Origin of the sequence: Maribellus maritimus, assembly GCF_022267315.1 — a bacterium.
Lineage (GTDB): Bacteria > Bacteroidota > Bacteroidia > Bacteroidales > Prolixibacteraceae > Draconibacterium > Draconibacterium maritimum.
Window position 1 is genome coordinate 78411 of sequence record NZ_JAIKLE010000003.1, and the last position, 12788, is coordinate 91198.

Here is a 12788-nt window from a genome sequence, read left to right on the forward strand (position 1 = left end):
TAAATTAGCAAAAATTAATTTGACATGATTAAATCTATGACCGGCTTTGGAAAAGCCGAATTCGAGGTAAACAACAAAAAAATTACAATCGAAATAAAGTCGCTGAACAGCAAGCAAATCGATATAAATACCAGGACACCGGCACTTTATCGTGAGAAAGACATCATTATCCGCAAAATGATTTCAGAAAAGTTGGTCCGAGGGAAAGTTGATTTTAATATCTATGTGGAAAATTTAGGTGAAGAGTCCAATTCAAAAATAAACGAACCGATTTTAAAAGGATACTTTAATCATCTAAAACAAATCAGTACAGAGTTGGGCGTTGAGACCGATTTCCATGCTCTTCACACAGTGCTGCGTTTGCCTGACGTGGTAAAAACCGAATATGAAACGCTGGATGAACAGGAATGGGAAACCATCCGGAAGAACATTTACAAAGCATTGGAAGACATTGACAGTTTCAGAATTCAGGAAGGAGCGGCATTGTTAAACGATATTTCGGGGAATATCTCCAACATTCAGAGTCTTTTAGCTCAGGTTGAACCATTTGAACAGCAAAGAATGGAAACAATAAAAAACCGGTTGACAGACAGTCTTGAAAGCTTAAAACTGAACGGAAACGTGGACGAAAACCGGTTTGAACAGGAACTGATTTTTTATCTTGAAAAACTGGATATCAACGAAGAAAAAGTAAGGCTGGCCAACCATTGCAGTTATTTCAAGGAAACATTGGAAGAAGAGTTAAGTACGGGTAAAAAACTGGGATTTATTTCTCAGGAAATTGGCCGGGAAATTAATACGATTGGGTCAAAAGCCAATGAAAAAAATATCCAGCGGATTGTTGTTCAAATGAAAGACCACCTGGAACGTGTTAAAGAACAACTTTTAAATATTTTATAGTAAAATATGGGTATTGACGCTAATGAAAAAGGTAAACTAATTATTTTTTCAGCACCTTCCGGGGCGGGAAAAACAACCATTGTAAAACATCTTCTGACAAAAGAACTCAATCTTGAATTTTCAATTTCGGCAACCAGTCGTAAAAAAAGGCATACAGAAACCCACGCAAAAGACTACTATTTTCTTTCAGAAATCGAATTTCTGGAAAAAATAAAAAATGATGAATTTCTGGAATGGGAAGAAGTATATAAAGGAACAAGTTACGGCACATTGAAAAGCGAAGTGGAACGAATTCGTAACCAGGGTAAAAATGTAATTTTTGATGTTGATGTAATTGGTGGACTCAATATAAAGCGATTTTACGGCGATGAAGCACTTGCAATTTTTGTAAAACCACCTTCAGTTGAAGAACTAAAAAATCGCCTTACAAACCGATCTACAGAAACAGAAGAAAAAATCAAAACCAGGATTGCCAAAGCAAAATACGAACTAGGTTTTGCCGACCAATTTGATGTTATTATTGTAAACGAAAACCTTGAAGAAGCTTTTGGGGAAGCAGAAAAAGTTGTAAATAATTTTTTGGAAAGCTGATTTACTCAGTCTGAATTATCAAGTAAAATGGGAAACATTGTACCCGATATACTCGCTCCGAAAACCAACCTGAAATTAAAAATTGGTTTGTATTTTGGCACCTATAATCCAATTCATATCGGTCATCTCGCTATTGCAAATTACATGGTCGAATTTACCGAAATAGACCAGTTGTGGTTTGTGGTTTCACCGCACAATCCGCACAAAAAAAAGACAAACTTGCTGGACGACTATCAACGGCTCGAAATGGTTCACCGCGCAGTTGACGAAGATGATCGTTTTCGAGTTTCGAATATTGAATTTACCTTGCCCAAACCAAGCTACACGGTTGATACACTTGCATACTTACACGATAAGCACCCGGAATATGATTTTAAAATTTTGATGGGATCTGATAATCTGGAAAATTTTCACAAGTGGAAAAATTATGAAGCGATAATTGAAAATCACGGAGTTATAGTATACCCGCGTCCCGGATTTGATAAAACAGAATATAATCCCCACCCCAATATCCAATTAACAAACGCTCCACTGATGGATATTTCTTCAACTTTTATCCGAAGTGCTGTTCGCGATGGTAAAGATGTGCGACACTATCTTCCGCATAAAACGTGGGAATATCTGGAGGAAATGAATTTTTACAAATAATTCCGACACAAGCTAAAACTACCTCGTGCTCGTCATATCCTCATCAACACAAATGGTGTAATCCGCTTTTCCGGTATTTTTTTCTGTAAGTTTGGTATTGTCAGCCTGCGACACTGAATGGATGGTTACGATATTCAGATTGGGATTGGCCTGTTTCAGATACCAGTAAATGCTTTCAAAATTTTCTGAATGGTATGCACCGTGGTAATGGATCATTTGTTTCCCCGGTTTCCAGAATTGTAAAATTGAATGTGCCATTGTTGCATCTTTTATGGCTTGCGCTTTAGGGAAATTAGGAGTAACATGGGCTCCCATTCCTTCCATCTCCATCATACTTTTGTAACAATTTAATTCCGGATCATATTTTATGGGAAGCGGTGGTAAAAATGTCTTTGCCTCATCTGTGAGTTCTTCCAACCCTTCAAATCCTTTTGAGTTTACCAGAGAAGCATACCGGCGCGGAACATTGGAAGCTACAAATTGTAATTTATTTTTTCGCGCAAATTCAACCAATGGTTTATAATCTGTTTTATAATTGGGCCATAGTTTTGCTTCATCTTCAAATCTGCTTGTTGTAATCATACTATCTATATATTCACTCAAAATTAGCTGGTTGTCTGTTTCAAACATTTCAGCTGCCAGAATTAAATTGTCTTCTTTCATGGCATATAAATCTTTCGTTATTTCCAGCTCCAGCCAATGCGAAATAGGGCTGTTATGCAGCTCTCCAAATAAAACAACATCAGCATCTTCCAACTCCTTTAACATCTTTGAATATTTCACCGTTTTACCTTCCTTTGTATAAAGCAGGTAAGCCGGTTTATCCGATTTAAAAGCTGAAAAAAGAAACAGCAAAACAAAAAGCAGAATTTGAAATCGATTCATAATTATTATTTTGAGTCAGATTGTACAACAAAGAAAATCAAAATCAGTTTAAAAAAAGGTAAAAGCTGTAAATGAAAATATGCTCAACAAAAATTTATTCTTTCTGGTCTTTCTCCTGACAAACAGCTTAGGTTCTCCGGCACAGAACAATATGGAAACTGTTGTTTTTGAATTGGATGGATATGAACGTCTTTACAAATTTTATATTCCTGAAGATTATCCAAAAAGTAAAACATATCCGTTGGTATTTGTGTTGCATGGGGGTGCCGGCAATGCAAACCGAATGATTAGACTAACCCGGGCGCGATTTAATCAACTGGCAGCCCGCGATGGTTTTATTGCAGTTTATCCGCAGGGATACGAAAAAAGCTGGAACGACGGAGCCCGGAATACTTTTGGAGTTGCCAGGAATTTAAACATTGACGATGTTGCTTATTTTAAAAAAGTAATCACGGATTTGGATTCAAAGGTGAATGTTGACCACAGGAATATATTTGTTTGCGGCATTTCCAACGGAGGTTTTATGGCGCAGCGTCTTGCTTTCGAGTGCTCAAAAAAAATAAAAGCAATTGGTGTTGTTGCTGCAAATTTAAGTGTCGTTCAATCGCAAAAAAAATATCCGGAAAATCCGGTACCGGCAATATTTATCAATGGAACGGAAGATCCGTTGGTTCCTTATAACGGTGGCGCTGTTACAGTTTTCAGACAAAAAAGAGGCGAAATACAAAGCGTGGAAAGAACAATCGAAATTTGGCGGGATATAAACGGTTGTACGCAAACAATTCAAAAAAATGAGTTTCCCGACATCGATAAAAATGATGCGTGTACAGCAGAAAAAACAGTTTATCAAAACCAGGAAAATCCGGCACAAAAAGTCATTGCTATAAAAGTAACTGGTGGGGGTCACACGTGGCCGGGCACCCAACAATATCTTCCCAAAAGAATAGTGGGAAATACCAACCAGGATTTTAATGCTTGCGATGAAATATGGAGCTTTTTTAAATCATTAATAAATTAATTTATGGTTGAATCAGGAGGATTTTACAGCGTTTTTGTCGATCCGGTTTTGGTGAAAATGAGAGAAAAAGTAGCAGCTCATATTGAACCACGACAAAAAATTATAGATGTAGCTTGCGGAACAGGTGCCCAGGTTTTTGAACTGGCCAAAAATGCTGAATTTGTTATGGGAGTCGATCTTTCTTCGTCAATGATAAAAAAAGCTACTCAAACGAAAAACAAACAAGGATTTGAAAATACTGGTTTTAAAGTTTGTGATGCTACACAATTGGTCCATTTTAAAGAAAAAGAATTTGATGTGGCAACGATGTCGCTGGCTTTACATCAGTTTTCTCCGTTGCTGTATTCATCTATCTTGGGTGAGATGAAACGAATTTCCGCAAAAATTGTAATTGTAGATTATTCGGTTCCGCTACCTAAAAACATTGTGGGTTGCGGAAGCCGATGGGCAGAATTTATGGCAGGAAGGGAGCACCACAGGAATTTCAGAAAGTTCTACAAAAATGGTGGGTTGGAAAATGTTTTGAGAAAAAACGGATTGGCCATAAACAAATCGGTTTACTTTGCCCGTGATACTTTTCAATTGGTTGTTGCTTTAGCAAACGGAAAAGAAAAAGATGGAAAAATTGGATAACATTCTTGTAATTGCCGGAAGTGGACAAAACGTAGGAAAAACCACCCTGGCTTGCCAGATACTTCAAAATGAGAAGGAAAAAAGTCCGGTGGCTTTAAAAATCACTCCTCATTTTCATAAAATAACAAAAGGATTGACTGAAATTCAAAAAGGTAAAAACTGGGCCCTTTTTGAAGAAAAAGATAAAACATCCGGGAAAGATTCTTCGCGTTATCTGCAAAACGGGGCTGTAAAAAGTTATCTTATTCTGGCAAAAGACGACACATTGGAAAACGCTTTTTCAGCAATAAAAAAGATTCTTCCAAACAAAATTCCTGTGGTTGTCGAATCGGCTTCGCTTGTAAAAATAATCAAACCAGGGCTGTTTCTTGTTGTCCTCCCTGACGGAGGATTTAGCCAAAAAGCTATGGAAAGAATACTATTAAAAGCGGATTTAGTTGTAATATCCGATGGAAAAAAGTTTTATCCTTCACCTCAAAAATTAATCTTTAAGAATACGTGGCAGATGAAATAAAAAGTGTTGTGCTTTATTTATCTGCATTAAAATATTGTAATTTCGAAATTGTTTTTTCTGAATGTTCAACAAGCAAACGGATAAGAAATTTCTGGAATAAATTCGATTAACTATTTGGAAAATGAAAAAACTATCAATTGTTGCAATGGGGCTGCTCGTTCTGATTTTAGCGTCATGCAACCAAACAACAAAGAAAAAAGAATCAATGGGAAAGACAGAAAATCCATTTATGAAAGTCAGCACGTTGCCGTTTCAGGCGCCTGATTTTACAAAAATTAAAAACAGCCATTTTGCTCCTGCCCTGGAAGAGGGAATTAAACAACAATTGGCAGAAATAGAACAGATTGCCGACAACCCGGAGGAGCCAACTTTTGAAAACACCCTGGTTGCGCTGGAAAAAAGTGGTAAACTTTTGACACGTACATTGAATGTTTTTGAAATGCTTTCCGGAGCCAATACCAACGATACCTTGCAGGATTTACAGGAAGAAATTGCGCCAAAACTAGCAGGATTACAGGATGCCATTACCTTAAATGACAATCTGTTCAATCGAATCAAAACAATTTATCAGAAAAAAAATGAACTGGATCTTGACAAAGAGTCGACGCGTCTCTTACAATATTATTACGATGAATTTACACGGGCGGGGGCAAACCTTCCGGCCGAAGCCAAGGAAAAATTAAAAAAACTAAACGAAGAAGATGCCCTTCTGAGTGCAAAGTTTACCAATCAGCTTCTTAGCGGAACAAAAGCGGGGGCTTTGGTCGTTGATAATGATGCCGAATTAAAAGGTCTTTCGGAAAGTCAGATAAAACAGGCTGCAAAAAATGCTGCTGATGCCGGAAAAGAAGGAAAATACCTGATTTCACTTCAAAACACAACACAGCAACCTCTTTTACAATCTCTTGAAAATCGTGAGACAAGGCAAAAACTTTTTGAAGCTTCGTGGGCTCGCACCGAAAAAGAAGATAAAAATGACACACGAGATGTTATTCAACGTCTTGCTGAGATAAGGGCAGAAAAAGCAGCCTTACTTGGATTCTCAAACTTCGCAGCATGGACACTTCAGGATCAGATGGCCAAGACTCCTCAAGCAGTGGAGTCATTCCTCGGAAAACTTATTCCTCCGGCTACTGCCAATGCCAGAAAAGAAGCAAAAGACCTCCAGGCACTTATAGACAGAGATAAAGGCGGGTTTAAACTGCAGCCATACGACTGGAACATGTATGCAGAACAACTGCGTAAAGAACGTTTTGATTTGGATGAAGACCAGATAAAACCTTATTTCGAATTGTTTAATGTTCTGGAAAACGGCGTTTTTTATGCTACCAGCCGGTTGTACGGCTTGAGTTTTGAGCGCAGAACAGACATCCCGATCTATAATCCTGACATGAGAGTTTACGAAGTTAAAGATGCAGACGGCAGTGAACTCGCACTATTTTACTGCGACTATTTCCAAAGAGACAATAAATCGGGAGGAGCCTGGATGAGTAATGTTGTTGGACAATCAAAACTACTTGGAACCAAACCGGTGGTATATAACGTATGTAATTTTACAAAACCAGCAGAAGGAGAGCCGACTCTTATTAGTTATGATGATGTAACCACTATGTTTCATGAATTTGGACATGCACTTCACGGTATATTTGCTGATCAAACATATCCAAGTCTTTCGGGAACAAATGTTGCCCGCGACTTTGTAGAATTACCATCACAATTTAACGAACATTGGGCGCTTTATCCTGATGTGTTTAAAAACTATGCAAAACACTATAAAACCGGAGCGCCTATGCCGGAAGAGCTGGTCAGCAAAATTAAAAAGTCGGTAACTTTTAATCAGGGATACGCTTTAACTGAAATATTAGCAGCCTCTGAACTGGATATGGAATGGCACACCATAAAAGCCGGTACTGATATTAATTCGGCTGACAAGTTTGAATCTGAAGCCCTGGCGAAAAACAAACTGGATATTCCACAAGTGCCGCCACGCTATCGTTCTTCATATTTCTTGCACATATGGAGTAACGGTTATTCTGCCGGATATTATGCCTATCTCTGGGCTGAAATGCTTGACCAGGATGCTTTTGCCTGGTTTGAAGAGAATGGCGGACTTAGCTTTGAAAACGGGCAACGTTTCAGAAAACTGATTTTATCAAGAGGAAATACTGAAGATTATAATGAAATGTATTTTAATTTTGCAGGGCGGGAACCCAATATCAACCCGATGTTGAAAAACCGTGGCATAGCTGTTCCGTAAAATATCAAAATAAAATATATTTCAAAAAACCGGATTCACAAAAAAGTAAATCCGGTTTTTTGTTTCATATTGAAAAATATTTTAACACAATTAGACTGCGAACGTCCCCATTTTTACATTTTTTAAAGCCTCGTAACAAGCGTAAGATTTAATTAACAAAAGTTCGCTTCTGTTAAAAAGCATTAACACAATCCTGGCCTAATATTGTATAAACTTTTAAAAACCAAAGCACATGAAAAAATTTTTACCAAATCTGCTAATAACGATTCTTGTTGCAACAGGGATATTCTGTTTTTCTCCTGCACAATCACAAAATGAATTTGGAGTAAAAGGCGGGGCTATAAAATCGGGGATCAATGATAAGATTCAAAGTTCGTTGTTTGATTTCGGAACAAGGAGTGGCGAAGTACTGGGTATTTATTATAAAAAGGAAAACATTTGGGGGCTAATCGGAATCCAGACTGAGTTTCTTTACCAGGCTAAAGGGGGAACCTACAATATCAGGTATTTACCTTCAGAACCAAATGAAACCGCTTCTTTTTACAGCAGCGATTATGGTTATGAAAACCCGGATCGGAACTACTGGTTAAAAAAACCACAAAGATACCACTACTTTTCAATACCGATATTGGCTTCTCTTTCTCCATTAAAAATATTAGATGTTTATGCCGGTCCTGAACTGAATTATATGTTTGCCAACTCGAGTACAGATTATACTGAATGGAAGCCTAATCGTATGGGTATTGGACTGGCAGCCGGTGTTGCATTAAAAATTGACACTAATACAAAACTGGATATCAGATATTCAAGAGATTTAACCCGTGTTGCTGATTTTGGGGATACAGATATTAAAAACTACAGTTGGGCGTTTACCGTTCAGAGAGCAATATTCAAAAAATAATAATTTAACATGCCTCGGCCAGTCCAAACACATTTCAGAAAACCTGAATTTTAGGATTTCCCTATTGAGGGAAATCCTTTTTATAATTTAGCCATCTCTTCTTTCAACCATTTGGGTCGGTTGGTGGTAATTCCTGTTACACCTAAATTGGTTAGCCTCTTTGCTTCTGAAGGGTCATCAATAGTCCACGACAGCACTTCCATATTATTTTCTTTTGCCAATGCCATCATTTCTTCATCAATAATGGAATAATTAAGATTTATTCCGTCAAGTTTTTCAGATGCTGCTTCTGCAACTTTCCTTTTTACAGCCGATTTTGAAGAACTCAACCAGTAACATTTATTTTCGGGAAACTGTTCTTTTGCATCAACAATTGCATCCCAGTCAAAACTTATAAAAACAATCTGGCTGAGCTTACCTGATTTCTCTATTATTCTTGCAAGATGTGGAACAACCTCTTTGCCACATTTTATCTCAACCACTAATTTTTTCCCTTCAGGCACCGTCTCAATTATCTCAGAAAGAAAAGGAATTTTTTCGCCTTTGTATTTTTCATCTTTCCAAACGCCGGCATCCAAATCGCGCAGTAACATCGACGGTGTATCCTCAATAGTCAGGTTTTTTTTCCCCGAGCATGTCCTTTTGGTATCCTTGTCGTGAATTACCATTACCCGGTTATCTTTTGTGAGATAAATATCCACTTCAACTGCATCGGCTCCCAACTCCCAGGCAAGGTTTGCAGAAGCAACTGTATTTTCAGGTGCCAAATATGAAGCGCCTCTGTGAGCAATAAATGTATTTTGAGCCAATAAATTCAAAGAAAAAAAGATCGCGAAAATTGTAATTTGTATTTTCATGTTTCTAATTTTTATTGACCGAAAGATAGTAAGGATAAGTAAACTTTTCATGAAAAATGGCTTAAAAAACGTAGCTTTGTGAACACTTAAACAAATTTATGCAATTAAAGATTTCGACTGATATTGGTATTCTTTTTCTGCGACTAATTTCTAAACTTCCTTTTGTTTTTATCTATTTTTTATCCGACGTCTTTTATTTCATTGTTTACTACCTTATTAAGTACAGGAAGAATGTGGTCCTTCAAAACCTGAAAAATTCTTTTCCAGAAAAGTCGCACCGGGAAATAATAATTATCAGAAAAAAATACTTTAAACATTTTTGTGATTTGATTTTCGAATCAATTAAAATGTTAGACATGAAAAAATCTGATTATGAAAAAAGAATGTTAATAAAGAATTCCAAAAGCATTAATCATTATTTTGAAAAAGGCAAAAGTGTTGCAGTACTTACCATGCATTATAACAACTGGGAATGGACCAGTTGTTTGCCACGCGAAATAAAACACCGCGTTATTGGGGTGTACAAACCTCTTCACAACAAAAAATTTGATGTTTTAATAAATTCATCACGAAAAAAACAGGGAGCCGAAATGGTAAGCAATTCAAATGTATTAAGAAGAATTATCAGAGCAGAGCAAAAAAAGGAACCGGTTTTCGTTGGACTGGGTGGAGACCAAACCCCACCATTTTTTCATTCGCTTTGGTATACTTTTTTAAACCAGGAAACGATGTTTTACCCCGGACCGGCATCTATCCCAAAACGTTTTAACCATCCGGTATTTTTTCAGATAGTTGAGAAAATTTCGCGTGGAAAATATGCAACCCGTTTTGAATTGTTGGTTGAAAACCCGCAGGATTTTAGCGAAAAAGAAATTATGAAAATATACATCCAAAAGATGGAGGAGATTATCTCTGAAAATCCGGAATTTTATCTATGGTCGCACAACAGATGGAAACATAAACGACCAGAAAATGTACCTTTGCAAAATTAAATTAACAAAAAGCCATGATTGACCAGGAGCTGTCGAAAAAAGATAAAAAATACTACGAAAACTTTGGAAAAAGAACACTAAACAAAATTCTTGCAGGTGTTTTAGTTGGAATTTCACATTTACCTTTCTGGGTTATTTATGGCATATCTGATTTCTTTTACATTGTTGTAAGGTTTGTTATTCAATACCGTAAGAAAGTTATTATCGAAAACCTTACTTATGCTTTCCCGGAAAAAACAAGCGACGAGATAAATAAAATAGCCGGAAAATTTTACCGTCATTTTTGTGACCTTTCGCTGGAAACGATAAAACTTTTCAGTTTAAGCAAAAAACAGATAAACAAACATATTCATTATAAAGGCATCGACCTCATAAAAAGTCATTTTGAAAAAGGGGAAAGTCTAATCGTTCTTGCTATGCATCATAATAATTGGGAATGGTGTAGCACAGTCCAACTTTATTTGAAACACACAATTTTAATGATCTATAATCCTTTACGCGGAAATCAGGCCTTTGAAAAATTTCTGTTAAAAGCCAGAGGACAATGGGGAGGTATTTGTACACCGGTACATAAATCGGCCCGGACAACTTTTGAATTTAACCGGCGTGGCAAACCTACTATTTTATGGCTGGCTGCCGATCAAACACCAAAAGCAACCTCGCAATTTTGGACAATGTTTTTAAACCGCGAGGCACCTTTTTTTTCCGGCCCCGAAAAAATCGCCAAAAAAACCGGACAGCCGGTTTACTTTCATCGAACAACCAAAGTTGGAAGAGGACATTACGAAGTTGAATTTACTCCCCTGTTTTTAAACCCAAAAGAAGAAAAAGAGAAAGACATTTTACTGGGATATGTTCGGAAAGTTGAAGAAATTATAAGAGCAGAACCTGAATTTTATCTTTGGTCGCACAGGCGTTGGAAACATAAACGCCCTGAAAATATACCACTCACAACGTAGAGCGTTCAAAAGTCTAAAAAAACAAAAAAAGGAGGAACCGGTATTTCGCTAAACGATCAAGGGAAAGTGATTAGCATAATTGGATTTTAAACAATATCCTGTTTACCGGCTGCCTCCTAAAAACTGCACTATTTGGAATTTGGTCTACTTAAGTTCAATTTTTATAAAAAAAACTATCTAATTTTTGCGCAGAAACTCATCTACATTTTTTGCTGCAACTTTACCTGCTTCAATAGCATGAACAACTAAACTGGCTCCTTTTTCAACATCTCCGGCAGCAAATATTTTTTCAACTGAGGTTTGTTTTTCTTCGTTTACTTTTACGTTACCACGCTGGTCGTATTCAACTTCAAGCTCGTTAAGTAGCCCTACATGAACAGGTTGGGTAAATCCCATGGCAAGCAACACTAAATCTACATCCAGAATCTCATTTGTTCCGGGAACTTCATTCATTATCCACCGACCTTCTTCATTCCTCCATTCAACCTGAACAATCTCAACCTGTTTCAATGTGCCATTTTCATCACCTATAAATCTCTTGGTCGACAAACTCCAGCGACGTTCACACCCCTCTTTGTGCGAACTTGATGTACGCAATGTATTGGGCCAATAGGGCCAGGGATTATTATCCACCCTTTTTTCCGGTGGTTTTGGTAAAATCTCGATTTGCGTTACCGACGTTGCTTTCTGTCTTATGGAAGTACCTACACAGTCAGACCCGGTGTCTCCACCTCCAATAACCAAAACCTTTTTATCTTTTGCAAGAATTCTTTCTTCCTCTGAAATACTTTGACCTGCAACCACTTTATTTTGCTGCATTAAAAAGTCCATTGCAAAATGTACACCGTCCAGGTCTCTTCCTTCAACCGGTAAATTTCGTGGCTGTTCCGCACCTACTGCAAGCAACACTGCGTCATATTCAGCCAATAAATCCTTTTTAGTTACGTCGACACCAACATTCACATTGGTTTTAAATTCGATACCTTCATCAAGAAAAAGATTTAATCTGCGGTCAATAATTCCTTTATTCAGTTTAAAATCAGGAATTCCGTAACGAAGTAATCCGCCAATGGCATCATTCTTTTCAAAAACCGTAACCAGATGGCCTGCACGATTTAGTAAATCGGCTGCTGAAAGACCAGCTGGCCCCGAGCCGATTACCGCAACCTTTTTGCCTGTTCTTGTTTTGGGCGGGTTGGGAACAACAATGCCTGCCTCAAATGCCTGTTCAACGGTTGCACATTCATTTTCGCGTATGGTAACCGATTCTTCATGAATGGCCAGCACACACGATTTCTCACAAGGAGCAGGACAAACACGTCCGGTTATTTCCGGGAAACTGTTTGTTGAATGTAAAATATAATAAGCTTCATCTTTTCTTCCTCTGTACAGTGCGTCCTGCCATTCCGGAATTTTACTTCCTACCGGGCACCCCCAGTGGCAAAAAGGAATTCCGCAATCCATACACCGTGAAGCCTGAAGTTGCCTGTCTTTTTCATTTAAGGTTTGCTCAACTTCACCGTAGTCGTAAATCCTTTCTTTTGTTGGTCGATAACCCGCTTCCTTGCGCGGCACTGTCATAAAACCTTTTGGATCTCCCATATCTTATTTTCCTATTTTTTCAACAATATTT

Annotated in this window: 13 protein-coding genes; 10 read left to right on the plus strand and 3 right to left on the minus strand. The window is 37.6% G+C overall.

Annotated elements, in window-relative coordinates; translation table 11 throughout:
- Positions 1 to 24 precede the first annotated feature (24 nt).
- From K5G00_RS03670 to nadD, 3 genes are read left to right on the plus strand one after another with little or no spacing between them, the layout of a single operon-like run.
- Positions 25 to 900, plus strand: coding sequence for a YicC/YloC family endoribonuclease (locus K5G00_RS03670; RefSeq protein ID WP_238764375.1), 876 nt, complete (start codon positions 25 to 27; stop codon positions 898 to 900).
- A 6-nt stretch (positions 901 to 906) separates the two neighbouring features.
- Positions 907 to 1491, plus strand: a complete 585-nt coding sequence (gmk, locus tag K5G00_RS03675) for a guanylate kinase (protein ID WP_238764376.1) — start codon at positions 907 to 909, stop codon at positions 1489 to 1491.
- Between the two features lie 27 nt (positions 1492 to 1518).
- Positions 1519 to 2139, plus strand: coding sequence for a nicotinate (nicotinamide) nucleotide adenylyltransferase (gene nadD / locus K5G00_RS03680; protein WP_238764377.1), 621 nt, complete (start codon positions 1519 to 1521; stop codon positions 2137 to 2139).
- An 18-nt stretch (positions 2140 to 2157) separates the two neighbouring features.
- On the opposite strand, the gene K5G00_RS03685 is transcribed toward nadD, so the two are convergent.
- Positions 2158 to 3024 carry a ChaN family lipoprotein gene (locus K5G00_RS03685; protein ID WP_238764378.1) on the minus strand — a complete coding sequence of 289 codons (867 nt, stop codon included), beginning with the start codon at positions 3022 to 3024 and terminating at the stop codon, positions 2158 to 2160.
- A 79-nt stretch (positions 3025 to 3103) separates the two neighbouring features.
- On the opposite strand from K5G00_RS03685, the gene K5G00_RS03690 reads away from it, so the two are divergent.
- The 5 genes from K5G00_RS03690 to K5G00_RS03710 all read left to right on the plus strand — a co-directional run bounded on the left by K5G00_RS03690 (position 3104) and on the right by K5G00_RS03710 (position 8347).
- Complete coding sequence (locus K5G00_RS03690) at positions 3104 to 4042, plus strand: alpha/beta hydrolase family esterase (protein ID WP_238764379.1); 939 nt, start codon at positions 3104 to 3106, stop codon at positions 4040 to 4042.
- 3 nt (positions 4043 to 4045) lie between these two features.
- Positions 4046 to 4675, plus strand: coding sequence for a class I SAM-dependent methyltransferase (locus K5G00_RS03695; protein ID WP_238764380.1), 630 nt, complete (start codon positions 4046 to 4048; stop codon positions 4673 to 4675).
- Positions 4659 to 5189 (plus strand): hypothetical protein, encoded by a 531-nt coding sequence (locus K5G00_RS03700; protein ID WP_238764382.1) that lies wholly within the window; start codon positions 4659 to 4661, stop codon positions 5187 to 5189. Before K5G00_RS03695 ends, K5G00_RS03700 begins: the two co-directional genes overlap by 17 nt.
- Before the next feature lie 121 nt (positions 5190 to 5310).
- Complete coding sequence (dcp, locus tag K5G00_RS03705) at positions 5311 to 7446, plus strand: peptidyl-dipeptidase Dcp (RefSeq protein WP_238764384.1); 2136 nt, start codon at positions 5311 to 5313, stop codon at positions 7444 to 7446.
- Positions 7447 to 7678: 232 nt separating this feature from the next.
- Positions 7679 to 8347, plus strand: a complete 669-nt coding sequence (locus tag K5G00_RS03710) for an outer membrane beta-barrel protein (RefSeq protein ID WP_238764385.1) — start codon at positions 7679 to 7681, stop codon at positions 8345 to 8347.
- 80 nt (positions 8348 to 8427) lie between these two features.
- Here the strand turns inward: K5G00_RS03710 and K5G00_RS03715 are convergent, their stop codons facing one another.
- A complete protein-coding gene (locus tag K5G00_RS03715) occupies positions 8428 to 9204 on the minus strand; it encodes a glycerophosphodiester phosphodiesterase family protein (RefSeq protein WP_238764386.1) in 777 nt (258 codons plus the stop codon).
- A 98-nt stretch (positions 9205 to 9302) separates the two neighbouring features.
- On the opposite strand from K5G00_RS03715, the gene K5G00_RS03720 reads away from it, so the two are divergent.
- On the plus strand, positions 9303 to 10196 hold the full coding sequence (locus K5G00_RS03720) for a lysophospholipid acyltransferase family protein (protein WP_238764387.1): 894 nt from the start codon (positions 9303 to 9305) through the stop codon (positions 10194 to 10196).
- Positions 10197 to 10210: 14 nt separating this feature from the next.
- Positions 10211 to 11155, plus strand: a complete 945-nt coding sequence (locus K5G00_RS03725) for a lysophospholipid acyltransferase family protein (protein ID WP_238764388.1) — start codon at positions 10211 to 10213, stop codon at positions 11153 to 11155.
- Between the two features lie 177 nt (positions 11156 to 11332).
- Here the strand turns inward: K5G00_RS03725 and K5G00_RS03730 are convergent, their stop codons facing one another.
- A complete protein-coding gene (locus K5G00_RS03730; protein ID WP_238764389.1) occupies positions 11333 to 12757 on the minus strand; it encodes a glutamate synthase subunit beta in 1425 nt (474 codons plus the stop codon).
- Positions 12758 to 12788: the final 31 nt, after the last annotated feature.